At 37.0% G+C, this 26,565-nt stretch carries 26 protein-coding genes; 19 read left to right on the top strand and 7 right to left on the bottom strand.

The window, feature by feature from the left end; all coding sequences use genetic code 11:
* The first annotated feature begins 13 nt into the window (after positions 1 to 13).
* From COE25_RS14850 to COE25_RS14830, 5 genes are read left to right on the top strand one after another with little or no spacing between them, the layout of a single operon-like run.
* Positions 14 to 793 carry an SDR family oxidoreductase gene (locus tag COE25_RS14850; RefSeq protein ID WP_098933140.1) on the top strand — a complete coding sequence of 260 codons (780 nt, stop codon included), beginning with the start codon at positions 14 to 16 and terminating at the stop codon, positions 791 to 793.
* A gap of 36 nt (positions 794 to 829) precedes the next feature.
* The gene (locus tag COE25_RS14845; protein ID WP_088086147.1) at positions 830 to 1,312 is read left to right on the top strand and encodes a hypothetical protein; all 483 of its coding nucleotides are present in this window, start codon (positions 830 to 832) and stop codon (positions 1,310 to 1,312) included.
* Positions 1,296 to 1,919, top strand: coding sequence for a hypothetical protein (locus tag COE25_RS14840; RefSeq protein ID WP_098933139.1), 624 nt, complete (start codon positions 1,296 to 1,298; stop codon positions 1,917 to 1,919). Before COE25_RS14845 ends, COE25_RS14840 begins: the two co-directional genes overlap by 17 nt.
* A 22-nt stretch (positions 1,920 to 1,941) precedes the next feature.
* A complete protein-coding gene (locus tag COE25_RS14835; protein ID WP_098933138.1) occupies positions 1,942 to 2,508 on the top strand; it encodes a polyhydroxyalkanoate biosynthesis repressor PhaR in 567 nt (188 codons plus the stop codon).
* A 21-nt stretch (positions 2,509 to 2,529) separates the two neighbouring features.
* Complete coding sequence (locus COE25_RS14830; RefSeq protein ID WP_098933137.1) at positions 2,530 to 3,603, top strand: alpha/beta fold hydrolase; 1,074 nt, start codon at positions 2,530 to 2,532, stop codon at positions 3,601 to 3,603.
* 77 nt (positions 3,604 to 3,680) lie between these two features.
* On the opposite strand, the gene COE25_RS14825 is transcribed toward COE25_RS14830, so the two are convergent.
* Positions 3,681 to 4,460, bottom strand: a complete 780-nt coding sequence (locus COE25_RS14825; RefSeq protein WP_098933136.1) for an alpha/beta fold hydrolase — start codon at positions 4,458 to 4,460, stop codon at positions 3,681 to 3,683.
* A 333-nt stretch (positions 4,461 to 4,793) separates the two neighbouring features.
* On the opposite strand from COE25_RS14825, the gene COE25_RS14820 reads away from it, so the two are divergent.
* The 3 genes from COE25_RS14820 to COE25_RS14810 all read left to right on the top strand — a co-directional run bounded on the left by COE25_RS14820 (position 4,794) and on the right by COE25_RS14810 (position 8,000).
* The gene (locus COE25_RS14820; protein ID WP_098933135.1) at positions 4,794 to 5,933 is read left to right on the top strand and encodes a sensor histidine kinase; all 1,140 of its coding nucleotides are present in this window, start codon (positions 4,794 to 4,796) and stop codon (positions 5,931 to 5,933) included.
* Positions 5,930 to 6,529: a response regulator transcription factor gene (locus COE25_RS14815; RefSeq protein ID WP_088086152.1), complete on the top strand. Its 600-nt coding sequence runs from the start codon at positions 5,930 to 5,932 to the stop codon at positions 6,527 to 6,529. The genes COE25_RS14820 and COE25_RS14815 overlap by 4 nt, the downstream gene beginning before the upstream one ends.
* Positions 6,530 to 6,764: 235 nt before the next feature.
* Positions 6,765 to 8,000, top strand: coding sequence for a multidrug effflux MFS transporter (locus COE25_RS14810; RefSeq protein ID WP_483861193.1), 1,236 nt, complete (start codon positions 6,765 to 6,767; stop codon positions 7,998 to 8,000).
* A gap of 52 nt (positions 8,001 to 8,052) precedes the next feature.
* Here the strand turns inward: COE25_RS14810 and COE25_RS14805 are convergent, their stop codons facing one another.
* Positions 8,053 to 8,901 carry an alpha/beta fold hydrolase gene (locus COE25_RS14805; protein WP_088086153.1) on the bottom strand — a complete coding sequence of 283 codons (849 nt, stop codon included), beginning with the start codon at positions 8,899 to 8,901 and terminating at the stop codon, positions 8,053 to 8,055.
* 356 nt (positions 8,902 to 9,257) lie between these two features.
* Between COE25_RS14805 and COE25_RS14800 the strand changes: the two genes are divergently transcribed.
* Positions 9,258 to 9,452: an IDEAL domain-containing protein gene (locus COE25_RS14800; protein WP_098933134.1), complete on the top strand. Its 195-nt coding sequence runs from the start codon at positions 9,258 to 9,260 to the stop codon at positions 9,450 to 9,452.
* Between the two features lie 79 nt (positions 9,453 to 9,531).
* On the opposite strand, the gene COE25_RS14795 is transcribed toward COE25_RS14800, so the two are convergent.
* The 4 genes from COE25_RS14795 to COE25_RS14780 form a co-directional block, all read right to left on the bottom strand.
* Complete coding sequence (locus tag COE25_RS14795) at positions 9,532 to 9,831, bottom strand: hypothetical protein (RefSeq protein WP_098933133.1); 300 nt, start codon at positions 9,829 to 9,831, stop codon at positions 9,532 to 9,534.
* A 130-nt stretch (positions 9,832 to 9,961) separates the two neighbouring features.
* Positions 9,962 to 10,744, bottom strand: a complete 783-nt coding sequence (locus tag COE25_RS14790) for a PepSY domain-containing protein (RefSeq protein ID WP_098933132.1) — start codon at positions 10,742 to 10,744, stop codon at positions 9,962 to 9,964.
* 69 nt (positions 10,745 to 10,813) lie between these two features.
* Positions 10,814 to 12,175: a sensor histidine kinase gene (locus tag COE25_RS14785; RefSeq protein WP_098933131.1), complete on the bottom strand. Its 1,362-nt coding sequence runs from the start codon at positions 12,173 to 12,175 to the stop codon at positions 10,814 to 10,816.
* A complete protein-coding gene (locus tag COE25_RS14780) occupies positions 12,172 to 12,867 on the bottom strand; it encodes a response regulator transcription factor (RefSeq protein WP_098933130.1) in 696 nt (231 codons plus the stop codon). Before COE25_RS14780 ends, COE25_RS14785 begins: the two co-directional genes overlap by 4 nt.
* 181 nt (positions 12,868 to 13,048) lie before the next feature.
* Between COE25_RS14780 and pabB the strand changes: the two genes are divergently transcribed.
* The 6 genes from pabB to COE25_RS14750 all read left to right on the top strand — a co-directional run bounded on the left by pabB (position 13,049) and on the right by COE25_RS14750 (position 19,516).
* Positions 13,049 to 14,440 carry an aminodeoxychorismate synthase, component I gene (pabB, locus tag COE25_RS14775; RefSeq protein WP_098933129.1) on the top strand — a complete coding sequence of 464 codons (1,392 nt, stop codon included), beginning with the start codon at positions 13,049 to 13,051 and terminating at the stop codon, positions 14,438 to 14,440.
* 6 nt (positions 14,441 to 14,446) lie between these two features.
* Complete coding sequence (gene pabA, locus COE25_RS14770; protein WP_098933128.1) at positions 14,447 to 15,040, top strand: aminodeoxychorismate/anthranilate synthase component II; 594 nt, start codon at positions 14,447 to 14,449, stop codon at positions 15,038 to 15,040.
* 2 nt (positions 15,041 to 15,042) lie between these two features.
* Positions 15,043 to 15,909: an aminodeoxychorismate lyase gene (pabC, locus tag COE25_RS14765; RefSeq protein ID WP_098933127.1), complete on the top strand. Its 867-nt coding sequence runs from the start codon at positions 15,043 to 15,045 to the stop codon at positions 15,907 to 15,909.
* A gap of 2 nt (positions 15,910 to 15,911) precedes the next feature.
* Entirely contained in the window at positions 15,912 to 16,682 is a 771-nt protein-coding gene (locus COE25_RS14760) for a nucleotidyltransferase domain-containing protein (protein ID WP_098933126.1), read from the top strand.
* A 159-nt stretch (positions 16,683 to 16,841) separates the two neighbouring features.
* Positions 16,842 to 18,491: a copper resistance CopC/CopD family protein gene (locus tag COE25_RS14755; RefSeq protein ID WP_257208837.1), complete on the top strand. Its 1,650-nt coding sequence runs from the start codon at positions 16,842 to 16,844 to the stop codon at positions 18,489 to 18,491.
* Between the two features lie 446 nt (positions 18,492 to 18,937).
* The gene (locus COE25_RS14750) at positions 18,938 to 19,516 is read left to right on the top strand and encodes a hypothetical protein (RefSeq protein WP_098933125.1); all 579 of its coding nucleotides are present in this window, start codon (positions 18,938 to 18,940) and stop codon (positions 19,514 to 19,516) included.
* A 55-nt stretch (positions 19,517 to 19,571) separates the two neighbouring features.
* On the opposite strand, the gene COE25_RS14745 is transcribed toward COE25_RS14750, so the two are convergent.
* A complete protein-coding gene (locus COE25_RS14745) occupies positions 19,572 to 20,216 on the bottom strand; it encodes a YczE/YyaS/YitT family protein (RefSeq protein ID WP_088086163.1) in 645 nt (214 codons plus the stop codon).
* Positions 20,217 to 20,396: 180 nt separating this feature from the next.
* Here COE25_RS14745 and COE25_RS14740 point away from each other — a divergent pair, with 180 nt between their 5' ends.
* The 4 genes from COE25_RS14740 (at position 20,397) to ppc (ending at position 26,341) form a co-directional block, all read left to right on the top strand.
* Positions 20,397 to 21,578 carry an LL-diaminopimelate aminotransferase gene (locus tag COE25_RS14740; RefSeq protein WP_098933124.1) on the top strand — a complete coding sequence of 394 codons (1,182 nt, stop codon included), beginning with the start codon at positions 20,397 to 20,399 and terminating at the stop codon, positions 21,576 to 21,578.
* 148 nt (positions 21,579 to 21,726) lie between these two features.
* Positions 21,727 to 22,176 carry an SRPBCC family protein gene (locus tag COE25_RS14735; RefSeq protein ID WP_088086165.1) on the top strand — a complete coding sequence of 150 codons (450 nt, stop codon included), beginning with the start codon at positions 21,727 to 21,729 and terminating at the stop codon, positions 22,174 to 22,176.
* A 91-nt stretch (positions 22,177 to 22,267) separates the two neighbouring features.
* The gene (locus tag COE25_RS14730; RefSeq protein ID WP_180247502.1) at positions 22,268 to 23,404 is read left to right on the top strand and encodes a cadherin-like beta sandwich domain-containing protein; all 1,137 of its coding nucleotides are present in this window, start codon (positions 22,268 to 22,270) and stop codon (positions 23,402 to 23,404) included.
* Positions 23,405 to 23,581: 177 nt separating this feature from the next.
* On the top strand, positions 23,582 to 26,341 hold the full coding sequence (ppc, locus tag COE25_RS14725) for a phosphoenolpyruvate carboxylase (protein ID WP_098933122.1): 2,760 nt from the start codon (positions 23,582 to 23,584) through the stop codon (positions 26,339 to 26,341).
* Positions 26,342 to 26,565 lie beyond the last annotated feature (224 nt).

The raw sequence follows: 26,565 nt of genomic DNA, 5'->3' as shown, positions 1-26,565 counted from the left end.
AGGGAGAAAATCGATGAATAATCAAGAACTTTTCAGTTTAAAAGGGAAAACGGCTATTATCACTGGCGGCGGAAGAGGCTTAGGACAGCAAATCGCGGTCGCATATGCGGAAGCAGGAGCAAATGTGGTGATTTGTTCGCGTAATCTTGAAGCCTGTCAGCAATTTAGTGAAGCCCTCAAAGAAAAGGGGGTTCGCACGCTTGCATTAAAATGTGATGTATCCAATCCAAACGAAATCCAATCTGTCGTCGACGAAACCATGAAGGAATTTGGACGGATTGATATTTTGGTTAATAACAGTGGTAGCAGCTGGGGAACACCTGCATTAGAGATGCCTGCCGATAAATGGGATAAGGTAATGGATATTAACCTTAAGGCGGTGTTCCTATTTTCTCAAGCCGTTGGAAAAATAATGGTGGAGCAAAAGGCTGGTAAGATTATCAACATTGCATCAATTGCTGGCATGGGCGGTCAAGATCCATTAGTAATGGATGCGATTGGTTATGCTGCAAGCAAAGGCGCAGTCATTACATTAACGAAAGATTTAGCCGTTAAATTAGCACCATTTAATGTTCATGTGAATGCAATTGCCCCTGGATTTTTCCCGACTAAAATGGCTAAAACCATCTTGGACTATTCAGGTGAAAAAATACTTGAGAGAACACCAGCAGGCCGTTTTGGTTCTGATGATGATATGAAAGGACCTGCACTTTTCTTAGCTTCGGATGCTTCTAACTATGTTTATGGTCATGTACTTGTCGTTGACGGGGGCACGACTGCCAGTGTACAGTAAAAGGTAGATACTGACAGGCAGTTAAGAGGGGTATAAATGAAGTACACCCATCAAGAAATGGATGCTTTTTATAAAAAGCTTGAAAAAAAATGGAATGAACAAATCCATGCCCATACCAACAAACGCAGCTTTACTTTGGCTTTTGGGAGGGCATTGGAAGTACATGTGAAACAGATAAGAATTCACAAAAGGTTGACAACTAGGTGGTTAAAGCATTTAGACCTTCCGAATAAGGATGAAATAAGTGCTATTTCTGTAAGAATCGTAGATTATGAGGAAAAATTAGATTTTTTTGATGATGCGATCTACGAGATTAAACAAAGCCAGTTGAAGAATAATGCCCAGTTAAGAATGGTTCGGAAGTCATGTGAAGCCCTACTATCCGTTTTAGAAAAGGAAGTAAAGGATATCCACGACTGCAAGATAAAAAGCCTAGAATCAGAGCTTTTAGAATTAAAACAATTTTTTTTTACAAATCATTTAAATTTGGAGGAGAATAACAATGACGAAAAAAACTGAAACTGTACTAGAAGTTGAAAACCAAGAAACTGTGGTAGATGGGGAAAAGGATTTAACAAGTCTAGACCTTGTATGGAAACTTGGCTTTAATGAATTGGATGCCTGGGCAGAGCGCTTTAACAAACAGGATGAACTTTTCTTAGAGACTGTAAAGAACTATGTGGAAAAGCTTAAACAGAATCAGGAAAATGCAATCACGATTGCTGTTCAATTTGGCATGGAACTTAAAAAGTGGGAGAAAGCAGCACGCGAAGAATTACTTGTGACCACAACTTCACTACAGAACTTTTTTCCAGTGAAATCCTATGAAGAAATTAACCAAGTAGTAGATGACATTCAAAATAAAACTGCAAATCTATTATTAACACCTACTCAAGCGTTAATAACTGGTCAATTGGAAGCACTAGATAAATATGTGGAAACAGTTGAACAATATATTGCTTATCGAAAAAATGGCAGAGAAAAATATATTGAGAGTGTAAAGAAAACTAGCAATGTTTTATTTGAAAATCAAAAAGTATTTGTGAACATGTTGACTAAACAAGTCAAAACAGCGATGCTGCCATTTCAAAATTATATGAAGGACGTAACCGAGCAACCTAAATAATAACAATATAGGAGTGTAAGTAATGTCAGGTAAAAAACCTTACGATCCATATGAATCCCTTCATAAGTTAAGTTTATTGTGGGAAAAACAGATTAATGATTTTATCTATCTGTTGACTGATAACAAAGATTTCGTGAAAACGTCCAAATTTGGGACTGAAATTAATTCCCGTTTTCTGGAGGAATTAAAAAAGAATCAAGAAGCACTTGCTGGTGTACTAAATTTGCCTACTAAAAATGATGTCTCTAATGTTGCGACTTTAACGATCCAAGCGGAAGAGAAAATTGAAGCACTTGAGGAACAAATTTGGGAACTGCAAGATTCCATGAAGACGCAAAGCAAAGAGATTGAGAGTGTTATAGAAATTTCCAAAGAAATTATTAAACTGACTAAGCAGCTTAAAACGGAATTAGTAAAAACGAAAAAAGAGCAGACAGACACAAAAAAATTACACGCCGAACTTCAAGAAATGAAGTTTGAAATCATGAAATTAACAAATTTTAAAGAAGAATTTGAGACTTTAAAGGGTCTTATTCTTAAAGACAGAAGTACGGAACAAGAGTTAACTGGATCAGGCTCATCCAAATAAAAATGAAACGGAGGTATGACATTGTCAACTGAAACACCATTAAAGGGGTTCATTCCCGAATTGGATTATCAGAAAGAAATGGAACGTTGGGCTAATGTCTATAAGATTTTGAGTGAACCTGAGCCTAAGACAGGTCAGACTCCAAGAACTGAAGTATGGAAAAAAAATAAATCAGTTTTATGGTATTATTCTGCAAAACAGAAGAAGTATGAGATTCCGTTGTTTTTCGTGTATTCGTTATTTAATAAACCCTACATTTTAGATATAGACCCAAAGACAAGTGTTATTAAGAACCTAACCGACATGGGCTATGATGTGTATTTATTGGATTGGGGTACACCAGGCTATGAAGATAAAAAAATCGGTCTTGACACCTATATTGAGAAATATTTAAAAACAGCGGTGAAACGGGCTGTCCGCCATTCAGGAGTAGAAGAAATTACATTATTTGGCTACTGTTTAGGCGGGACGATTGCCGCAATCTATGCATCGATTGCGGAAGAACCAATAAAAAATTTAATTGTTGCAACCGTACCAATTGATTTCTCTACATTTATCGGGCCAGATAAATGGGCTGAGGGCCTCAAAGAGGGAGATTTTAACATCGATCATTTCCTTGATGTTTATGGGGTTGTTCCACCAAAATATGTTGAAATGATGTTTAGAGCGGTTGGATCACCAATTTATTTTACTAACTATACGATGCTTTTAAATCGAGCCCACGATCAGCGGTATGTGGATAAGTGGCGTCGAATGAATAAGTGGACTCTTGATCAGGTTCCATTTACCGGTGAGGCTTGTAAACAATTAGGAAATGACCTGATTAAAGATAACAAGCTGGTTAAAGGGGAATTTGTAGTTGGAAATAAAAAGGCAGATTTACGTAATATTGATGCCAATCTATTTGTAATCTCTGGCTCTAGAGACAATTTAGTTCTCGAAGAACAAAGTAAGCCAATTATGGATTTAGTATCTAGTAAGGATAAAACGTATCTTTGCGTTGAATCAGGCCATGTTGGACTTGCATTATCTGGCTTATTTGCGGGAATTGTTGATCAATGGGCATCCAGTCGCTCAAATCCGCTTTCAAAATGATTGTGTAATAAAGTTTGGGACAAGGAAATATATAATAAGTGTAGGCAATATAGAAGAGGAAGGAAAATCCTTCCTCTCTAACTTGCCGTTTTATGTTTGTTCAAAAATGTCCGTAGAACTTCGTTAAATTCATCTTTCGCCTCTAATTTTACAATATGGCCAGTATTCCTGAAAATAACAAATTCTGAATGGCGAATTTGTTTATGCATCATGCATTGAATCCATATAGGGGTTACGGAATCATACTGCCCGCCAATAATTAAGGTTGGAACTTTTATCTTAGGGAGTAAAGTTAAATTATTTACTTTTAGACATGCCTCCATTGCTTTAAAGAAAAATTCTTTGTTAGGCTTGTAAAATTTTGAAAAGTTTTCGAGATTTTCCTTTGACCAAGAATAGAGGCAGACCTTTGCTGAACTTTCTGTTATAGCCTCGAGAGCTTTATTTTCTGCACGTAATTTCCTGAATTTTATAAAAAGTTTGCCTAGTTCTCTTGGAGCATAATGTAAAGTGCTTACAAGCATTAAGGAACGGCACATTTCAGGTGCTTGACGATATATTTCTTGCGCTACCACTCCACCCATAGACAATCCACAAATGTGTGCGCTTTCAAATCCAAGCCCTTTCACTAAACTGATTACATCACGAGCAAAGTTTTCTATCGATATCTCCCCAGGTGAAATATACTCTCCATGTCCGCGTAAATCAGGGATAATTAAGTCGAACTGGTTAGCGAATTCAAACTGATGTGACCAACCCTCCTTCACCTCACCAAGACCGTGAATAAAGACTAACGGCTCACCGGCGCCAAGACGCAAATAAGGAATCTCGGAGTAACTATTGAATATTTTACTCAACCTACATTCCTCCTAGTTGTTTTATACAACTTATGTTCCCAATATTTGAACGGTGTATACATAAATACTTCTGATTATTTTATTATATAATTGCTTGTGGGAAAATATTACATATGGGTGTAAAACACATATAAAGGTACACGTAGTCTTTTTATCCTTTAAAGTGAGAAAACAAGAGGAAGGAATGCAGATGGTAACTAAAATGAAAAATGTTGTCAGGTTTAAAGGAGTAAAGTTTTTAGCTAAAATGAATGCTGTAAGGGAGAAAAACTAGGCTGCTTTGAGTTATGATAGATGGATAAGAGGATTTTAAGTGAAAATGAGGTTTCGCTCATGATAAAAAAGTATATGACATTTCAAAAAAATAATGGTATTGCACCGTATATTTGGACGATTCTTGGTATATTGCCGTTTTACTTTATTTTTCAATCACCTTCCACAATTGAAATTGTTGTAGGTATTTTACTCACGCTGCTATTCTTTATCTTTTACCGAATTGCGTTTATTTCAAAAGGCTGGCCTGTTTATCTATGGACGTTGATCTTGATCGGTATTTCGATCACTGCGAACAGCCTTTTCAATTATGTTTATTTTGCTTTTTTTCTTGCTTACTTTATCGGCAATATTAAAGATAGGATAGCCTTTTTGACCTTGTATTTTATTCATTTGTTTAGTACGTCGGTATCAATTAACTTCAGTATCGTTATGCATGAAAAATTATTTCTACAGCAATTGCCCTTTGTAATCATTATCTGGATTAGTGTTATCCTTCTCCCGTTTAGCATCCATAACCGGAAGGAGAGAGGGCAGCTTGAAGAAAAGCTAGTGGATGCGAACAAACGGATTTCGGAACTAGTCAAAATAGAAGAGCGGCAGCGGATTGCCCGGGACCTTCATGATACACTCGGTCAAAAGCTTTCACTCATTGGATTGAAGTCAGATTTGGCACGAAAGTTAATCTCGAAAGATCCTGATCAGGCTCGGAATGAATTGAAGGATGTTCAGCAAACAGCTCGGACGGCATTAAGTGAAGTTAGAAAAATGGTTTCTTCGATGCGTGGGATCCGCTTAAAGGACGAAATCCTCCGTGTTGAACAAATCCTAAACGCTGCCCAAATAAATTTTGTGCGTGTAGGGGATTTTACACCATCAAATGTCTCGCTGTTAACCGAGAATATCTTAAGCATGTGTTTGAAAGAGGCCGTAAATAATGTCGTTAAACATAGTGAAGCTAAGTCATGTTCCATATCGATGGAACAAACTATGAAGGAATTGGTAATAAGAGTTCAGGATGATGGTATCTTTAAGGGAGAGAAGGAAAAGTTAGCAGAAGGTCATGGGCTGATAGGCATGAAAGAACGGCTGGAATTTATTAATGGCAGTCTAGACATTTTGACAAAAGAGGGAACAACATTAATCATAAGTGTACCAAATGATGTCAAACCTGGCTTGGATAAGGAGGATAAAAAATGATTAAAATCGTTATTGCTGAAGACCAGCAAATGCTTTTAGGAGCCTTTGGTTCATTACTAAATTTAGAAGATGACATGGAAGTTGTTGGAAAGGCCTCGAACGGAGAAGAGGCCGTTGCGCTGGTGAAAAAGTTTCAACCTGATGTCTGTATTATGGATATTGAAATGCCTGGCAAGAGCGGACTGGAGGCGGCTGAAGAGTTGAAGGGTCTTGGCTGTAAAGTTATCATTTTAACCACCTTTGCCCGGACCGGTTACTTCCAACGGGCATTAAAAGCAGGTGTGAGCGGCTATTTGTTGAAGGATAGTCCTAGTGAAGAGTTGGCTAACTCCATCCGAAGTGTGATGTCAGGAAAACGAATTTATGCACCAGAATTAATGGACGATGTATATGGAGAAGAAAACCCGTTAACTGACCGGGAAAAAGAGGTGCTAGAGCTTGTAGCTGACGGAAAAAACACGAAAGAAATCGCGGAAGAACTTAGCATCAAAACAGGAACTGTCAGAAATTACATCTCCATCATCCTCGACAAACTTGAAGTTAAAAATAGAATCGAAGCAATTACTCAATCTAAAGAAAAAGGCTGGTTCAAATAAAGAGTGTTTTTACGGTGTCAGGCACCGTTAAAACACTCTTTTTTTTCGCATTATCTAAGTAGGTCAGAAACTTGGGGAAATGTAAATCCTAAATAAATGATTAAATTTTTCTTGAATTATAATCAGGTGACAATCCTCTATTAAGGTTGCAAATAAGTTTTATTTTTTTGAAAAGTGTAGTTTACTATAATAGAAAGTAAGTAAAGGAAGTTTATTACAGAAAGGGATTGATTTTATGATGGGAGAATCAATAAAAGATGAGATAGATGGCAGCAAGGTAATGCCCCGCTCCCAACGGTTATGGATGGCTGTTATCCTCGGTACGTTAGCAGCATTCGGTCCCTTGTCGATTGATATGTATTTACCTGCTCTACCTGAGTTAGCAAAAGATTTTCACTCAAATCCGTCACTGGTTCAATTTAGTTTAACCTTTTTCTTGCTGGGATTAGCTTTTGGTCAGCTGTTTTCTGGTCCACTCAGTGATGTTTATGGGCGTCGTAAGCCGTTGCTTATTGGATTGATCACTTATTTTGTTGTTTCACTATTATGTGTGTTTAGTCCCTCGATTTGGACATTTATTATTTTACGATTAATTCAAGGGCTCGCAGGTTCCGCTGGAATTGTTATTTCACGGGCGGTTGTTCGGGATTTATATTCAGGTTCAGAATTAACCAAATTCTTTGCGTTGCTTGCATTGGTTAATGGCCTCGCTCCGATTCTAGCACCTGTGGTGGGTGCACAGTTCTTAAAAATTGTACCTTGGCAAGGTATATTTATCGTCTTAAGTATAATCGGATTGCTGATGTCCTTTGTTGTATTTTTCTGGCTTCCAGAAACACATCCTGAAGAAAAAAGGGCTGCAGGAGGGTTGAAAAATACATTTATTACCTTTAAAAACCTCATTCTGGATCGAAGTTTCATGGGATATGCATTAGTACAAGGACTTGTTTTTGCTGCTATGTTTGCTTATATTTCAGGCTCACCTTTTGTGGTGCAGAATATATATGGCGCCTCTGCGCAAATGTTTAGTCTGATCTTTGCTATAAATGGAATTGGAATCATGATTGCTAGTCAAACGACAGGAAGATTGGCTGGTCGAATACACGAGTCAAAGCTGTTCGTTTTTGGAATCGGGATGTCTTTTTTGGGTGGAATTATACTACTGCTTCTTTTGATTTTACATGCTGACTTACTATTTGTCTTACTGCCACTATTCTTTGTGGTAACCAGTGTCGGGGTTGTTAATACGGCAGGATTTTCCCTTGCTATGCAAAAACAAGGTAAGTCAGCAGGCAGTGCATCTGCTCTTCTAGGAGTCATGTCGCTTTCCTTTGGAGGAATTGTTGCTCCCCTTGTGGGATTAGGAGGAGAACATACAGCGATACCAATGGGAATTGTCATCTCTTCTGCTGGTGGGGGAGCGGTCCTTTTATACATGTTTCTTGTCCATACCAGAAACCAAACAAATTGAGGTTACAAAGGTAAGTAAATTTCGGCTTCATATTCTACAGTAAAAACGGCAGCTACGCTTCAGCTGCCGTTTTGTAATTATCAATAAAGCCTTTAATATATTCAAATACTTCCAAAGGGCGCTCTTCTGGAAGGGCATGGCCAGTATCTTTTAACACAATCAACTCAGAGTTGGTTAGGTCTTGATTTAGCTTTTCTCCTACATTAAGCGGCATCGATTTATCATGATCCCCCCAAAGTAATAAACAAGGTGTTTTGATTTGGTTTAGGATCTCAACGGGCAAGTCCCCCTCACGGTCACGAATCATTCTTGTAAGCGCGACGAAAATCTCATCTTCTAAAAAAGGCTGTAAGTACCCATTTATCATTTCTTCGTTGATAATGGCATGGTTAAATAGTGCGTCTTGAAGATTCTTTTTTACACCAGTCCGTGCAAACCAATATTTTACGAAGAGATGGAAATAGGGGAGGTAGCTAGTCAAGATTAAGGGCAATTTAGAGCGTTTAAGATAAGCTGAACTGCAGAGTAGAATGGCTGTGTCTGCTAGCTCTGGCATCATATGAAGTATATTTAATACAATTTGCCCACCCATGGAATGACCAATAAAGGTCATTTTTTTTAACCCCAAAGACTCCGTAAGTTTTATGACAGTTTGGGCTAAATTCTTGTAGGAATAGACATAACGGTTACATTTCGCACTTTTCCCGAATGGGGGAAGATCAACGGATAGTACCTGGTAGTCTTTCTTCAATAATGAGATCAAATGGCGAAATGTGAAGGTTGAAGAAAGGAACCCATGTAATAATACAAACGTTTTTTCCGATGTATGATTTGGATAAAATTCATAATATACATTAATGTTATTAACTGGTCGATAACCTGATAAGACTGTTTGTTCCATCTAAATCCCTCACCTGCTCCGTCAATAAAATAGATGAGTATAATGTTCCCCAAAAATCGATACATACACAAAAAAATCTGCAGATAGCAAAACAGCCCAAACATAGTTCGAAAATTTTCAAAAAGTTAGCACAAAAAACCTATACAAATCTGATAATACTTAATAAAAATGGATATTTTTGGTGTATATCCATCCGTCGTGGACAAATGAGGAAAGTGTCTTTTTGCGGTGCCTGACACCAGCTTTTTGTGTTTTTGATCATTTGGTAAAAATTTTTTTTAGATTTTTGAAATAAAGTGTTTGAATTTTTAGAAAACTCCTTGTATAATTAGAAAAAACGTAAGGAGTTGATTTCCATGGAAAAGAAATTACTTAATTCACCACAACATTCGGATGAGAATACAGATGCTGTAGTTGCTGAGATGTTTCTAAACAATGCCCTGCTAGAGTTTAAGAGGGAGAAAATCCGCAAGGAAATCGACCAAACATTACAACATGGGGATAAAGAATTATTCCTAAGGTTAACAGAAGAGCTAAAGAAAATTTCTTAAATCATTTACTAACTAATCCTATTACTATTAAAAAAGAAGCCCTATCCAACCATTGGATGGGCTTCTTTCTGTTTTCAGCTCAGCTATTGTCGTCATCGGCCTTGTTATCGTCATCACCGCTATGTCTGTTTTGATGAGCGCCGTCATCGGCAGTTGTAATGTCACTACTGCTATTATCATCAGCTTTTACTTTTATCACTGTTTGACCATGTTCTGTTTCAATTTCTACCTTTTTCTCATTCACCTTTGATCCTATCTTTTTGTCATCCTGATGAATCGAGTCATCCACTCGAGTATCCTTTTTTGAAGCTCCCACAGCCACTGCTCCACCCAAAATAAGCAACCCTGATAATGCACCAACAATAAGTTTGTTTTTCATTAATAATTCCTCCTTTGTATTTGTTTCTATACTTCTAGAATATCCAGTGAAGATTAGAGCAAATAGAGGAGAAACATTAGAAATTAATGAGAATAATTGTAAGTGAAAATATACTGCTCTGTTTGATTAATTAGTCATCGTCTTCTTTTTTATCATCCTTGCTACGATTTTTCGAGTCATCATTATTATCATTATCTTTGTTATCATCGTCCCATGTAACAGACATAACATTGCCTATTATTGCATGAATTTGCACGATTGCTTCTCTGTCATCCTTGGTTTTTATTTCTACCAGGTAGTAGGTTTGTTCGCCTTTCGTCTCAAGCCAAATATGATCAACAGTCCCATTCACTTGCTTTTTAGCAATTTCCCGCGCCTCTGCCTCAGTAAGTCTTTTAGGGGATTCATTGATCGTTGAAGTGGTCGAAGAAAGGATTTTACCTGTAACGGCATGTACTGTTAGTGTAGTTTGTTTATTTCCTTCTTTTACAACCGCCTTATAAATCGTCCCGCTATCGCTTTCTATTTTTTCAAATGATGTAATGGTTCCATTTGCAACAGCTAAGATGATTTTTTTAATTTCATCCTCAGAAAGAAGTGTAGCAGGAGGTTGATTAGCAGGAGGAGAGTTGGTTCCTTTTTTGATAAACGATAAGACTTTACCACTGATAGCATCGAGTTTAATACTATAAAGATTTTCTTCTTTTTCTAATTCTATATGAAATTGCCCGTCAGCTAGTTTTATTTGTGTAACAGTTCCCTGATAGCGATCTTGGACAAGATTTTTTGCTTCCTGCTTTGATAAAATTTCAGCGGAGACGTTGTTAGTTCCAAATTTTTGCCAACTAAAAAAAAGTAGGTAAATAAATAGTAGAAAGCTTATCAAAATCCAGATCCATGTTTTTTTCTTCATTTTTTCACCTCACCACGTATAAGTACATTTATTTTCTAATATAAAGATTAGAAATTACTGAGAAATGGATTAAATTTTATCAGTTTTAAAAAAAAGAGTTGCCGTGGTTCCAACCCCTTCTTCACTTTCAAGATGAATCCTGATACCAATGGCATCTGCAATTTCCTTTGCCAATGATAAGCCAAGCCCTGAACCGCCTTTTTTTCTATTTCTAGCTTTATCAACCCTATAAAACCGATCAAAGACCTTTGTCAGCTCATCATTATCGATGCCAATTCCTTTGTCAGCTACTTTGATAAAAGCCTCATCGTGCAATATTCCAGTAGTGACTGTAATAACTTCATCACTGTATTTCCTTGCATTATCAAGAAAGATATACAGCAGCTGCTTTAGTTTTTTTTCATCTGTAACAACAGATATCTGGGGACTATTTTTCGTATGAAAATAAATTTCTCTTTGATATCCACTTCGAAAAGCATTAACTGTTTCCTGCAAAAATTCGGCAAGATTAAGCACTGCTATCTGAATATTCCACTGCTCATGATGCTTTGCCAAGAGTAACAGCTGCTCGGTCATTTCTTTCATGCGGATTGCCTCTGAATGAATAGCTTCAATTGATTCGGAAAAAAGCTCTGGTTCTGTTAAACCTCTCCGTTTTAAAAGACTTGCATAACTTTCAATAATTGTTAAAGGTGTTTTAAATTCATGGGATGCGTTTGAAACAAACTGTTTTTGTTTTTCGTAATTTGTTTCCAGCAAATGAATCATATGGTTAAAGGTCTCGCCCATTTGAAAAAGTTCATCCTTAGATTTTCCCTCAAAAGTTAGTCGTTTAAAGCGGCCGCTTTGTCTAATTTCTTTCATTGTTTTAATCATTGATGTAACTGGATTGGTAATCAACTTACTCAGAATTCGGCTAGAAACAACCACAGGAATTAACGCAAGAAATGTTACCAAAATTAAGACAAGACGAAGGATATTTAAATTATCAGTTGCTGTTTTAATACTTTTTGTGACTTGAAGATTAGCAACATTCCCATCTAGTAAAATAATTGGCATTGATTCAAAGGTATAAGTCCTTTTTTGAAAAACAATGAAAGTACTAACTTCTCCTTGATTAAACTGTGTTTTTCTTTCAATTAAATTTTGCTCTGTAGGGCTTGTGACTGTAGATAATGGGCTGTCATCGGAAGTGACAAACTGAATCATTCCATTGATGGGTGCGTAAGAGCGTAAAAGTTCAGCTTCAGAAACGGAACCTAGTGATTTACCGATATCATTTGTGGTTTTTTCCATTTCCTTTGCGGAAGTATTTAGCTCGCTATCTAGAATTAATTTGCTGAAGGTAAAATAAACAGAAATATTCATTAAGATTAAAAGAGTGGCAAATAAGACAGTTGTATACAAGTTTATTTTATTACTCAGCTTCATTTTGCTTTCTTCAAGACATAACCGACGCCACGTACGGTATGAATTAATGCAGGTTTATTCGGCTGTTCCATTTTTCTTCTGACGTAGCGTATATAGACATCTACCACATTAGTGTCGCCAATAAAATCATAACCCCAGACAGCTTCTAAAATTTGATCTCTGTTCAGCACATGCCGCTTATTGGTCATTAAATAAACAAGCAAATCGAACTCTCTAGGAGTTAATTCAATTTGTTCTTCTCCTCTAAATACTTCTCTTGTTTTTTGATTGATTTTTAAGTCTGCGAGTGTTAAAGAATTGCTGTCTTCCTGCGTTTGTTCCACTGCCTTTGTCCTTAAAGCTGCGCGGATTCGAGCTAAAACCTCTTCGATTTGAAAAGGCTTAGTGATATAATCATTTGCTCCATAATCAAGACCTGATACTTTATCCTCTACCGAGCCCTTGGCAGTTAGTAAAAGAACCGGTGTATTCTTGTCATGAAGACGAATACGGCGGAGCAGTTCAATTCCACTTATACCGGGCAGCATAACATCAAGCAAAATCAAATCCCAGTTTACATTCTTATAGACCTGGAAAGCTTCCATTCCGTCCATTACTTTGGTGACAGTATAACCTTCGTATTCTAGTTCCAGTTCCAATAACCTTGCAATCTTTTCTTCGTCTTCAACCACCATTATTGAATTCTTTTTCATAAGCAAGCCTCCAGATAAATCAACTAATTTATTACCAAATTCCACAGAAAGTTCAAAAAATCCTTCATTAATAACTGAATAAAAGTTCTCTCTCCATGGGTGTCAGTTAACAATTCTTCAGTGGTGCCTGACACCCATTTCAAGTATGATATATAAAGAAAAACAATTAGGGGTGGAATCTTTGCATCAACTTCATTTGTACAGTAAAAAAATTCCTTATTCTTATTCAAGATTTTCCAGTCAGTTTCGTGTACTTGCTGAGAATAGCACCCATAATGTGCTATTGGAAAGTGGGCGTGGCGGGCGTTACAGTATTGCTGCGTTCCAGCCTGAAACGATTATCAAAGGTAAGAACCGTATACTTGAAATTCACAATGATAAGGGTTCCGAGAGGTTGGAAGGAAATCCGCTTCTCTTATTGAAGGAATGGATGAGCCAGTATCATGTTGATAAAATAGAAGGTCTACCGAGTTTCCTCGGCGGTGCGATTGGTTACATCAGCTATGATCATGCTCGTAACATAGAAAAACTGCCTGAGATAGCAAGTGATGATTTAGAAATGCCGGAAATTTACTTTTTCATAGTAAAGGAATGGTTTATTTACGACCATGAACAAGACCTATTATGGCTGTTGATAGTGGCTGAAAACGATCAGGATATTGATAAACGGTTAGCATTTTGGGAACAACGCTGGCTTCATGAATCATCATCTAATCCACCTCATAAAGCAGATAAGATTGACATGGATCAATTAGAGGTTTCGATGACAGAAGATGAATTTAAACAGGCAGTAACAAAAGTCCAACAATATATTTCACAAGGCGATGTGTTCCAGGTGAACCTAGCAGTCCGCCAATCAAAACCGATTGAAGTTGAGGCACTTAAAGTGTATGAACAATTAAGATCCTTAAATCCATCTCCATATATGGCCTATCTTCATACACCAGAATTTCAGCTTGTAAGTGGATCACCAGAACTGCTTGTTAAAAAAAATGGACAAGAAGTAAGCACCCGACCCATCGCCGGCACTCGTTCAAGAGGTAAGAACCACGAAGAAGATATCAAACTGGCCAATGAATTAATTGAAAACGAAAAGGAACGAGCAGAACATGTAATGCTAGTGGATTTAGAACGGAATGACCTTGGAAGGGTATGTAAGTACGGAACCGTTGAGGTCAATGAATTTATGGTCATTGAAAAATACTCACATGTGATGCACATCGTCTCCAATGTAAGAGGGGATTTGGCGGAAGACAAATCTAGCATTGATATTATTGATGCAGTATTCCCTGGTGGGACCATAACAGGTGCGCCTAAAGTTCGAACAATGGAAATTATAGAAGAACTTGAGCCTGTCCAACGGGGAATTTATACGGGTTCACTCGGTTGGATTGATTTTAGTGGTGATCTAGAATTAAACATTATCATCCGAACCATGCTCATTAAAGATGGGATGGCTCATGTTCAAGCTGGTGCCGGGATTGTTATTGATTCTAATCCAATGCAAGAATACAAAGAATCGATGAAAAAGGCTGCTGCATTATGGAAGGCAAAAGAAATGGCAGAGGAGTAAACAACAATGATTTTTATGATAGATAATTATGATTCCTTTACCTTTAACTTAGTGCAATATTTAGGTGCACTTGGAGAAGAATTAGTGGTCAAGCGAAATAATCAAACGTCAATTGCCGAGATTTCAGAACTACAGCCTGAATTCTTAATGGTTTCTCCAGGGCCATGTAGTCCAAATGAAGCGGGAATAAGCTTGGATGCAATTAAAGCATTCGCAGGAAAAATCCCGATATTTGGTGTGTGTCTAGGTCAGCAAGCAATTGCCCAAGCATTTAATGGAGAGGTTATTCGAGCAGAAAGACTCATGCACGGGAAAACATCCGATATGTATCATGATGGAAAGACGATTTTTCAAGGTTTACCGAATCCTTTTCCAGCGACAAGATACCACTCATTGATTGTCAAAAGAGAGACTCTTCCAGATTGTTTTGAGATTTCTGCATGGACAAAAGACGGGGAAATTATGGCGATTCGTCATAAGGAATTACCAATTGAAGGAGTTCAGTTTCACCCCGAATCTATTTTGACTACTTCGGGAAAAGATCTTTTGCGCAACTTCGTCCATCATTATAAAAATATTGTAATGCAAAAGGGTCATTAAGTATGGTGATTTATATAAACGGACAATTTTTAAAAAAAGAAGATGCGATGATTTCTCCGTTGGATCATGGTTTTTTATATGGAATGGGATTATTTGAAACGTTTCGAGTGTATGAAGGGTTTCCCTTTTTATTAGATGATCATCTAGCACGTCTAAATCAAGGTTTAGAGGTGCTTAACATTACCTACCAATTTCATCGTGAAGAAACGAATAGAATCTTGCAAGATTTACTGGAAATAAACAATTTATCTAATGCTTATATCCGCTTAAATGTCTCAGCCGGAATAGGTGATGTTGGTTTGCAGGTGGAACCTTACAAGGAACCGAACATCCTTATTTTTCCTAAGCCGTTACCGCTGGCAGGAGAATTATCCGAAAAAAAGGCTGTTTTATTGAAGTTGAGACGGAACAGTCCAGAAGGAATTGAACGAGTAAAGTCACATCATTTTATGAATAATATTCTGGCAAAAAGAGAGATTGGAAATGCTGCTGATATTGAAGGGATTTTCCAAACTGAGGATGGATACTTAGCTGAAGGCATCGTCTCTAATATCTTTTGGGTAAAAGGTAACGTCTTATATACTCCTTCAGTACAAACAGGTATTTTAAATGGGATTACACGGCAGTTTGTTATCGAATTAGCGAAGAAACATAATCTTTGTGTTAAAGAGGGGTTGTACTTATTAAAACACATTCATGAGGCCGATGAGATGTTTGTGACCAATTCTATACAAGAAATCGTCCCAATTACTACATTTGAGGATCATCAATTACCAGGTAATCAGGGACAAGTAGTTCAACAATTACATCGCGAATATCGCCATTATTGTCAAAGTCTGTGGTCAAGGAATGGTTTAGGGAGTGAATAACCTTGAAAGAAAAAATACTAACAGAAATCAAAAAAATAGAGGAAGAATATGGAGTAAGAATCTGTCTTGCTGTAGAGTCAGGAAGCAGAGCATGGGGCTTCCCATCCAAGGATAGTGATTACGATGTCCGGTTTATTTATGTCCATAAAAAGGACTGGTATTTGAGCATTGACCAAAAGCGAGATGTGATTGAACTGCCAATTAATGATCTCCTTGATATTAATGGCTGGGAATTGCGTAAAGCTCTCCAACTTTTTAGAAAATCAAATCCCCCGCTAATGGAGTGGCTCCATTCGGGGATAGTTTATTATCAGGCTTTTTCGTTAGTAGATAAATTGAAAGCAATTCAAAATCAAGTGTTTTTGCCACAGTCAGCACTATATCACTACTTAAATATGGCAAAAGGTAATTTTCGTGATTACCTCCGAAGCGATCAAGTGAAAATTAAAAAGTACTTTTATGTCCTCCGTCCAGTTTTAGCTTGTATGTGGATTGAAAGATATAATTCAGTACCGCCGATTGAATTTCAGAAATTGATAGAGGAACTCCTTGTTGAGGGGCCACTTAAGCAGGAAATCCTTACCTTGTTAGAAAGGAAAATTAGCGGAGATGAACTAAACCTCGAACCAAAGATTACTTCCATTAATGACTTTTTGGAGAAAGAGATCAACCGGCTTGAGGAATACACCAAAACCCTTAGAGCTCCCAAAGAGGATATGACCCCAATTCTAGATGATTTATTCAGAGAAGTCCTCGATGAGGTTTGGGCTTAAATATTACTGTAAAAAGTTCAACAATTATTCACAAGTTGGTCCTATAAAGATATTGTTAATATTCTAATTTATCATTATTATAGTATCGACAATGAAAACTTTATTGCATGTGATATATATCAACTACTACACGATTCTAACAATAAGGGGAGTGATGGATTGCAAATAAAAGAAAAAGTCAGCACATTTCTTGTTATCCTGTCCCTGTTTGTACTTTTATTTCCGTCTATTTCATCAGCACACGCCTATATAAAAAAATCTACACCATTAGAAAATGAGACGGTGGAAAAAGCCCCATCCGAAGTAACGATAAAATTTGATGAAACTATCCAGCCTGCCTTTAACTCAATTAAGGTTTTTGATTCAGAAGGAAATCGAGTCGATAAAAAAAATGGGCGGATTGACCCAAAGCAACCTTTTATCCTAAAGAGCGGATTAAAGAAGGACCTTCCAAATGGATCCTATCGAATAAAGTGGAAGGTGGTTTCAAGCGACGGCCATCCTGTTGAAGGTGTAATTCCTTTTCAAATTGGTGAAAAAGGTCAAGACTCTACCTCCTTAGATAATGAAACGAAAGGCTACACCCCTAAAGCGGATCTAATCATTATCCGTTGGCTGCAATATCTGAGCAATGCGTTCTATGTCGGACTCATCTTTTTTTATATGGTTATTGTGCCCAAGGAATTACGGGAAATAGGTTCAGTCGATAAGAAGTTCCGTAAGCTAATAAGCACAGGTTTGATTCTTCTATTTCTTAGTATTCTGTTAAGTCTGCCATTACAGGCAACGATTGAATCTGGTTATCCTTGGAGTGAAGTGTTTAACTTCTCAATCATCAAAAATATCTTAATGAACACAAATTATGGTCAATTTTGGGTTATTCAAATAGCTCTCCTTATAACTCTTGCCCTGCTCACTTCTTTTATAGGCATGGCCGAGAGCACGAAACGAGCTATTTTGTGGACTTGCTTTTGTCTTGGGGCAGCCTTGTTATTGACAAAGGCATTGACCAGTCATGCCGCAGCACAACCAAATCCGTTATTAACAATAGCAATGGATTTTCTGCATTTACTTGCTGCATCGATTTGGATCGGAAGTTTAACTGGTTTTGTCTCATTGCTTTCATTACGTAAAAACACAGAGATAAAGCAAAATTATTTGAAAATGATAAAAAGTTTCTCCAAATGGGGACTGATCCTTGTTCTTTTTTTAACTTTAACTGGATTGTTTACCAGTTTTTTATATATTCCAAACCTTTCAGCACTTGTCCAAACGAACTATGGAAAAGCCTTAATGTGGAAACTTATTTTGTTTTTGGTGATGCTGCTCCTTGCAGCTGTGAATTTTATTAAAGGAAAAAGGGGAACCACTAAGGGACTGAAGGCATCTCTAAAGGGTGAGCTTACCCTTGGTTTGTTAATCTTAGTCCTATCCGTTGTTTTAACCAATTTACCAACAGCCATGCAATCTCCGGGACCATTTAAGGAAACTAACATAGTGAATCAAGCCAAGCAAGTGACTTTAGAAGCAACGCCTAATATTATTGGAGTGAATTTATTTGAGATTACCTTAAAAGACCGAGAAGGGAAGCCAATTAAAGAAATTGAACAAATTCACTTAACCTTTACCATGCTTGAAATGGACATGGGAAAAGAAACTGTTAGTTTAACAAAAACGGCTGATGGCAAGTATGAAGTGAAGGGTTTGCATTTTAGCATGGCAGGTCATTGGAACGTACATGTCCATGTTCTAACCAAGTCGTTAGAAAGTATCGACACTGATTTCAAAGTTTTAGTGGGAAGTCAATAAAAAACTTATCACTAATTTAATTAGGAATAGCTTCATCGCTTTCATTAGCAGCCTTGGTTATGGCAATCCGTAAAAATATTTAACACAGAAGATGCCAAGTGTATCTTCTGTTTTTTTATAAGCTTTTCTTATATAAAGTAATTAATATTTTGTAATGGCTAATACTTTTATTTGTAAAAAATACTAAATTTTCCCTTAGAACTGTTATAATTCTAAATAAGAAAGAACTATCATAATATTATCAGTCCTTATCATATTAGGAGTATTTTGGATATTTATTTGCATCCTTTTGCAAAAAAAGACTGTTCCTAAGGCTTAGGTCTTAGAAGAAAATAAATCTGCAGATTGTTTTCCCTTTTATTTGAATTAATTATTATTAACTTATAGAAAATATAAGGGTTAGAATTTACTATATTTTCCTCCCAATCGAATAGGGGGTTTTAAAAATGAGCAGGAAAGTTTATGTTCTTCTAACGGACACGGGTACAGTTTTAGGGAAAATGATTAAGCTCTATACAAAAAAACCACTTAATCATGCCTCAATTGTGATTGATGAACAATTCAACAAGGTTTATAGTTTTGGGAGAAGAAATCCAAGAAATCCTTTCTTTGCAGGATTTGTGGAAGAAAACGTACGTGGTGGTCTATTTAGGAATGCCGATTGTGCTATTTATTGCATTACGATTACCGAAAAACAATTTCAAAAAATGATCTGTAAATTAAGGGATATGGAAGACCATAAGGAAGAATACAGGTACAATCTCATTGGGTTAATTGCTGTGATGCTGAATATGGAGATGACCCGCAAAAATGCCTTCTTTTGTTCCCATTTTGTTGCAGCCATCTTGGAAGAATCCGGGATTGATATCAAAAGTCAAAAGCCTCTATCCCTTGTAACTCCCCATGATATAAAGGAGTCGGCACCCTTAGAATTAATTTATGAAGGGAAATTGTCGGCCTTCATCACTGATTCCCATCGAAAATATTATAAAGAGTTTACTCCTGATAGTGTCGAAGTTATTTAACTGAAATAACGGAAATTAAGTCACCACTTCCAACAAGTGCTTAATTTCCGTTATTTTAAATAACAATACCTTCTTGCGTTTTGCTGTTTTTCCTTTTGACAGTTTCTACTAATGACTTAAATAGCTTAAGAGAATGATGGAAAATAGGACTTTGAATGAATGTATAAAGGAAAGTAGCAATAAACACAGGACCACCTAATAATAAACCTATCATTAATACAATGCTTTCAACTATGATGCGTGCTTGACTTACTGACAACTTTGTTTTATCAGAAATCGAAAGCATGAAGCCATCACGTGGACCAGCGCCAATCCCTGCTGCTACATACATGCCGCCACCAATCCCTGTAATCATGATTCCACTAAGAAGAATGAGGTAATCCAACCATGTACCAGTTGCTTTTGGGAGAATATCCAACCAGAGAAAAAAGTCCATGATAGGTCCAATACATAGGGCATTTAGGATTGTACCTATGCTAATATAGCTCCGTGCAACAAAAAAGGAAATGAAGATCAGAATTAACCCGCAAATCACTCCCCAAGTACCAATAGTTAAACCAAAATGCTGATATAGGGCGACATTTAGTACTTCCCATGGGTGTAACCCAACATATTTAACCTTAACGGCAATCGCATTTCCCAAGCCGAAAAAGGTTAATCCTGCAAAAAATAAGAAATACTGAAAGAATTTCATCTTCAGTTACCTCCGCTTACTCATCGTTTTTCGAATATTTAAACCTATCATAAGATTCTAAAGGATGAATCAATAATAATCAATTGTTAATTAGAAATATAGAATTGTAATCATTACACTGATATAATTTGAAATATATTTGAATAGTTGAAATTATTTATCAAAATTGTGATTGAGGGGATATCTATGAATCTCGTTGCTTCTGAAAAAGTAAAAAGGATGTCGGCAAGTATTTTCCAAGAAATAGCTAATCGGAAACAAGAGGCTATCAAAGATGGTAAAGATGTAATTGATTTAAGTGTAGGGAGTCCAGATTTTCCACCGCCTTCATTTGTCGTGGAAACATTAAGTGACTACGCTAAAGACCCCAGTAAGTATGGCTACACACTGAAAGGGATACCTGAATTTAATGAGGCAGTTAGTTTTTTTTATAAGCAAAGATATGCTGTTGAACTTAAACCCAGTAGTGAGGTATTGCAGTTGATGGGGTCGCAGGATGGTCTCGCCCATTTGGCTACAGCCTTAATTAATCCAGGTGACTATGTGCTGGTGCCGGATCCAGGGTATCCAATCTATGAGGCTAGCGTAAACATTGCGGGTGGTGTTATCTACCCAATGCCGTTATTAGCAGAAAACAAGTTTCAACCAGAGCTGGATGAAATCCCGTTAGAAGTTTTACATAAAACGAAAATGATGATTATCAGTTATCCTGGGAATCCAGTCACAGCATTAGCGGATAAGGCTTTTTTTGAAAAGGTAGTTGAATTTGCTAAACTTCATGATATTTTGGTTGTTCATGATTTTGCTTATTCTGAGTTGGTATTCGATGGGAATCCACAAATAAGTTTCTTGTCGGTTCCCGGTGCAAAAGAGGTTGGAATTGAATTCAATTCGCTTTCAAAGACCTTTAATATGGCGGGTTGCCGGATAGGCTATGTTGTTGGCAATGAGCAAGCTATCGATATCTTGGCTTCCTTTAAATCCCATATTGATTATGGAGTTTTTTATCCAATCCAAATGGCAGCTGTGATGGCATTAACTTCAGATTTTTCATTCCTTCAAACACAGGTGAATGAATATGAAATTCGTCGCGATGCGTTGATTTCTGGGCTTGAAAAAAGCGGCTGGCAAGTAACTAAGTCTCCTGCCACCATGTTTGTGTGGGCAAGAATTCCTTCAGGATGGAATTCCCGTGAGTTTGCCTTTGAATTAATTGACCAAGCGGGTGTGGCAGTGATTCCTGGAGATGCGTTTGGAGATCTTGGTGAAGGATATGTCCGAATCGCCATGGTACAACCTCCAGATCGCCTTTCACTGGCGGCAGAACGGATTCATGAATTCCTAATGGGATACTCATTAAAAAAATAATTAATGAATCCTAACATCTTTAGTGTTAGGATTTTTCTGGTGAACTGATACTTGTCTCTTCTATAAACAAAAAATTCCACATATATTTTTTAAAAGGAACTTCTGCACTTTGAAGGTCTTTTACTTTGACGACGAAAGAGGGATACAAATGCTAAGCGATTTACAACATCTTGAATTAGATATCCCGATTGAAGTGATTTGGGACTTTATTCGAGACGAAAATAATTGGGCACCGCTTGTACCAGGTTATATTCAACATGAAAAAATAAACGAACGTCAAATCTGCTGGGAATTTAAGAGTGACCTCGGCGTTATGAAAAAGAAGGTTAGTTTATTGATTGATATTAAAGAGTGGAATGAACCTGCCAGGGTAAGTTTTGAATTAAAAAGGTCAAACGAAAAGTATTTAGGTGAAGGCTACTTTGAAGCAAAAGCAATAAATAGAAATAAAACTCGAGTGACAGGCTTTCTTGAAATCAATGCATCAGGGCCGATGGGCTCCTTAGCAAATTCGCTATTTAAAAAAGCGCTCCAAAAATCGGATGAAGAAGTAGCATCAGTAATCTCTTCAAAGCTAGAAGAATTTCATCGCAGATAAAAATTTAACTTAAGATAAACTTAAGCTATGAATGATAAAGTTAGTCCAAATTCCACTATCCCCAAAGATAGTAGACAGGAGGATTGACTATATGAAAGAACCGATTCAAAGCAAAGCCCTAAATGTAATGCTTGTAATTTCAATGGTATGGATGGGGGTTGGAACTTACATACCAACAGCATATGCTGAAACAAATACGGCTCCAGTCCAAGAGGACCAACAAGAAGGCAAACTATCAAAAATAGAGATAGAAGGAATTAAGCTAGACCAGCTGTTTTCAGCAGATTCAAAGGAATATTCTGCCACAGTAAAAAACGAGGTTCAATCGATTAAGTTATTAGTAGAAAGCAGCAATCCAGATTCATCGATTACATTAAATGGGCAGACGGTTATAAGTGGAGTTGTCGGTGCATATTCCCTTCAAACAGGTGAGAATAAATTTATTATTTCCGTGGATAATGGCAGTAACTCAACCAATACCTATAACCTGACTTTAATGAGAGAGGAAAATGATAATAATCTTTTGCAAAGTATTAACCTATCTAAAGGGCAGTTATCACCAAACTTTTCTTCTACTGGTACAGACTACAAGGTAGTTGTTCCAAATGACGTTCCTGTGATTACCATTAAACCTACATCTGTTGAAACAACATCAACTATTAAGGTGAATGAAACTTTAGTAACAAAAGATGGCGCTGCAGTAGAACTTCCCGTCGGAGAGTCGGATATTATTATAGCTGTAACAGCTGAAAATGGTGAGAAAAGAATTTATACCTTACACATTACAAGAGCAGCTGCTGAGATTAAAACCAATACCAAAACCAATACCAATGCCAATTCAAATCAGAATAATAAACCGGGTCTTTCCCAATCAACATCGCAACCAAATAATCGGTCCAATTCCACCCAACCTACATCACAACAGGCGAGTTCTTTGAACGTAGAAAAAACAAGTAAAGCGTTACTTTCCTCATTGTCAGTTTCAGAAGGATCCTGGGATAGCACCTTTACGAGTGATGAGTTTACCTACCATGTAACCGTGTCAAGTGATATGGACGAGGTAACTCTTAACCCGATTGCAAAATCCAGCAATTCAGAAATTTTGATTGAAGGCAGTACTAAGGAAACAATTAAGCTGGAAGACGACTCGAAAACGATTATTTCTATTGTCGTAACAAACGAAGATGATCGAAAAACATATGTTCTAGTATTTGATAAAGAATCTTAAAATGAAGAACTTTTATATTTTTTTTATTTGAAGAAACCTGCATTTGGCAGGTTTTTTTGAATCAGAATAAACTTTATTTTTAAAAAACAGCACTTATTTTTTAACATGATGCAAAAAATTATGTTATATTAATAAATAAAAAATTTACCGAATTTTCGATTAAGGGAAGGTGGCAGTATGACTATAGAATTGAAATTGAATGACAGCAGTCTTCCGTTGCGACAAGACGTGAAATTACTGGCTAAAATGCTTGGAGAGATTCTGCTCAATCACGGTGGTACCGAACTATTGGATAAAGTGGAAAAAATACGTTTAATGTGTAAGACATTAAGAGAACATTTTGATCAAGCTATCTATGATGCATTAAAGGAAGAAATTGCTAGTCTAAGCGCACCTTTAAGGAAACAAGTTATTCGAGCATTCTCCATGTATTTCCATTTAATTAATGCCGCAGAACAGAATCATCGTATTCGTAGACGGAGACAGTACCAACTAGAGGATGAAACTATTGTCCAACCCGCTTCAATAGAGAGTGCTATTCTTTCGCTTAAAGAGAACAATATTAAGGAAGATGTCATTCAAGATATCCTTAATACTTTGTCACTTGAACTGGTTATTACAGCCCATCCAACAGAGGCAACTAAGCGTTCAATTCTTGAAATTCAGCAGCGGATTGCTGTTATCCTAAAAAGTCTCGATCATCCGTTATTAACAAGTAGAGAAAGAAAAAAGCTTGAAGAGAGATTGTTTAATGAAGTTTCAATTCTTTGGCAAACGGATGAATTACGGCAAACTAAGCCTACGGTTTTAGACGAAGTTAGAAACGGACTATATTATTTTGATCAGACCCTTTTCGAGGTTCTTCCTGAAATCCATCAGGAAGTGGCAGATTGTTTAGAGAAGAATTACACTCAAACACAATGGGAAGTTCCAAATTTTCTCCGTTTTGGATCATGGATCGGTGGAGATCGTGATGGGAATCCCAATGTTACACACGATGTTACTTGGGAGACACTAAATAGGCAGAGAAGACTCGTCTTAAAAAAATATAAAAATGTTCTCGTTGATTTAATGAAACGATACAGTCATTCCACTTCAAGAGTGGAGGTAAGTAATGATCTTCTTAAGTTAATTGAACTAGAAGATACATATTTAACCGATGAGAAAAAATGGCCAATTCAAACGGAAGTGTACCGTCGAGCATTTGCTATCATTATTGAACGAGTAAAACAAGTAGGTAAAACGGACTTGGGCTATAATTCTTCCGATGAATTACTAGAAGACTTATTTATTATTAAAAAAAGTTTGAAAAAGCATCATCCAGCAGCACATGAATTAATGACTATTCAAAAGCTGATTCGACAAGTTCAATTGTTTGGTTTTCATTTAGCGACACTAGATATTCGGAATCATAGTGGTGAACATGAAGCAGCCATGACCGAAATATTGCGCAAAGTCAGTATCTCCGATAATTATGCGGGGCTTGCGGAAGATGAAAAACTAAAAATACTGCAAAATATCCTATTGGATCCTCGCCCGCTTCTATTATTAAATGAAGATTATTCGGCGGAAACTCAGGAAATGATTAAAGTCTTCCAAATGATCAAGAGTGCACATGAAGAATTCGGGAAGCGGTCGATTTCCGTCTATCTTGTAAGCATGACAAAATCCCCTAGTGATTTACTAGAGGTACTTGTTCTTGCTAAAGAGGCTGGGATTTATCGACTTCACGCAGATGGGACCTTAGAAAGTCATTTACATGTGGCGCCTTTGCTAGAAACAATTGACGATTTAACTGCTGGGCCTGAAATTATGGAAACACTATTTGAGATGCCTGTCTATCGAAATCATTTGCAAATAATGGGGGATCAGCAGGAAATAATGCTTGGTTACTCGGACGGAAGCAAAGATGGTGGTACATTGACAGCTAACTGGAAACTATATAAAGCTCAAATTGAAATTCATGAAATGGCAAAGAGGTACCAGATCGGACTTAAGTTCTTCCATGGCCGTGGTGGTTCGTTAGGCCGTGGCGGCGGTCCATTAAATAAAAGTATCCTGTCTCAACCGGCAGAAACCATTGGCGACGGGGTTAAAATTACGGAGCAAGGCGAGGTTTTATCTTCACGCTATTTACTTGAGGATATTGCTTATCGGAGTTTGGAACAGGCTACTTCCACGCTGCTCTTAACGGCAACACATATATCAAAAGAAGCGAAGCAAGGTTTTCAACGTGATCCAATATGGGTTGAGTCGATTGAAGAAATTTCAAGCTTGGCTTTGACCAAATATCAATCACTTGTATTTGGAGATCCAGATTTCCTTGCCTACTTCACGGAAGCGACACCACTAAGAGAGCTCGGAGACTTAAACATCGGTTCAAGGCCAATGAGTAGAAAAAATCAGGGCCGCTTTGAAGATTTAAGGGCAATTCCATGGGTGTTTGCTTGGACTCAAAGCCGTCAATTGCTTCCAGCATGGTACGCAGCAGGTACTGGTTTAGCAGGATTTGTAGCTAATGGAGAACAAAATTTGCAGATGCTTCAGCAAATGTATGAAAAATGGCCGTTCTTCCAATCAACGATTGATAACCTGCAAATGGCATTAATGAAAGCTGATATTACGACAGCAAGAGAATACTTATCCCTTGTGAAAGACCAGACCATTGCAGAACGAATCTTTACTAATATTCTTGAAGAATACGAAACAACAAAAGAAGTTCTCCTTAGAATAACAGGTGATAATGAATTGTTAGATCATACACCAAATATAAAGGAATCGGTATATAGAAGAAATCCATATGTCGATCCGCTAAACTTTTTACAAGTTGAATTAATAAAGGAACTAAGAAATCAAGAAGAGCCTAATGAAGAACTATTAATTGAAGTTTTGCTGACAATTAGTGGGATCTCTGCAGGATTACGAAATACTGGTTGATATTGAAGTACAAGCCATAAACTCTCTCGAAAGAAGAGTTTATGGCTTTTTTCATATATTTCTTCCTGTCAAAAGCGAAGGTGATGAAATATCATGTTGCGTAAATTTCGAACATTTAGTGAATTTTTTAAAAATGAATGGTTATTCATTCATTTTTGTGCACAATTCGACAAATTTCGATTTATCGACCGTGATATATTTTAGCCAGTTAAAGAAAAGGGAGT

This window comes from Bacillus sp. AFS031507 (assembly GCF_002584635.1).
Classification (GTDB): domain Bacteria; phylum Bacillota; class Bacilli; order Bacillales; family Cytobacillaceae; genus Neobacillus.
Note: the sequence above shows the minus strand (reverse complement) of the source record. Positions and strands in the feature narration are given on the sequence as shown.

What these genes read in the sequence shown, in the direction of transcription:
- COE25_RS14790 (WP_098933132.1), bottom strand. Translation starts at nt 10,744, where the DNA reads ATGAAGAAAAAAACATGGATCTGGATTTTGATAAGCTTTCTACTATTT.
- COE25_RS14730 (WP_180247502.1), top strand. Translation starts at nt 22,268, where the DNA reads ATGAAAGAACCGATTCAAAGCAAAGCCCTAAATGTAATGCTTGTAATT.
- COE25_RS14815 (WP_088086152.1), top strand. Translation starts at nt 5,930, where the DNA reads ATGATTAAAATCGTTATTGCTGAAGACCAGCAAATGCTTTTAGGAGCC.
- COE25_RS14840 (WP_098933139.1), top strand. Translation starts at nt 1,296, where the DNA reads ATGACGAAAAAAACTGAAACTGTACTAGAAGTTGAAAACCAAGAAACT.
- pabA (WP_098933128.1), top strand. Translation starts at nt 14,447, where the DNA reads ATGATTTTTATGATAGATAATTATGATTCCTTTACCTTTAACTTAGTG.
- COE25_RS14810 (WP_483861193.1), top strand. Translation starts at nt 6,765, where the DNA reads ATGATGGGAGAATCAATAAAAGATGAGATAGATGGCAGCAAGGTAATG.
- COE25_RS14835 (WP_098933138.1), top strand. Translation starts at nt 1,942, where the DNA reads ATGTCAGGTAAAAAACCTTACGATCCATATGAATCCCTTCATAAGTTA.
- COE25_RS14785 (WP_098933131.1), bottom strand. Translation starts at nt 12,175, where the DNA reads ATGAAGCTGAGTAATAAAATAAACTTGTATACAACTGTCTTATTTGCC.
- COE25_RS14740 (WP_098933124.1), top strand. Translation starts at nt 20,397, where the DNA reads ATGAATCTCGTTGCTTCTGAAAAAGTAAAAAGGATGTCGGCAAGTATT.
- COE25_RS14805 (WP_088086153.1), bottom strand. Translation starts at nt 8,901, where the DNA reads ATGGAACAAACAGTCTTATCAGGTTATCGACCAGTTAATAACATTAAT.
- COE25_RS14735 (WP_088086165.1), top strand. Translation starts at nt 21,727, where the DNA reads ATGCTAAGCGATTTACAACATCTTGAATTAGATATCCCGATTGAAGTG.
- COE25_RS14750 (WP_098933125.1), top strand. Translation starts at nt 18,938, where the DNA reads ATGAGCAGGAAAGTTTATGTTCTTCTAACGGACACGGGTACAGTTTTA.
- COE25_RS14845 (WP_088086147.1), top strand. Translation starts at nt 830, where the DNA reads ATGAAGTACACCCATCAAGAAATGGATGCTTTTTATAAAAAGCTTGAA.
- COE25_RS14780 (WP_098933130.1), bottom strand. Translation starts at nt 12,867, where the DNA reads ATGAAAAAGAATTCAATAATGGTGGTTGAAGACGAAGAAAAGATTGCA.
- COE25_RS14795 (WP_098933133.1), bottom strand. Translation starts at nt 9,831, where the DNA reads ATGAAAAACAAACTTATTGTTGGTGCATTATCAGGGTTGCTTATTTTG.
- COE25_RS14850 (WP_098933140.1), top strand. Translation starts at nt 14, where the DNA reads ATGAATAATCAAGAACTTTTCAGTTTAAAAGGGAAAACGGCTATTATC.
- COE25_RS14800 (WP_098933134.1), top strand. Translation starts at nt 9,258, where the DNA reads ATGGAAAAGAAATTACTTAATTCACCACAACATTCGGATGAGAATACA.
- COE25_RS14820 (WP_098933135.1), top strand. Translation starts at nt 4,794, where the DNA reads ATGATAAAAAAGTATATGACATTTCAAAAAAATAATGGTATTGCACCG.
- pabC (WP_098933127.1), top strand. Translation starts at nt 15,043, where the DNA reads ATGGTGATTTATATAAACGGACAATTTTTAAAAAAAGAAGATGCGATG.
- ppc (WP_098933122.1), top strand. Translation starts at nt 23,582, where the DNA reads ATGACTATAGAATTGAAATTGAATGACAGCAGTCTTCCGTTGCGACAA.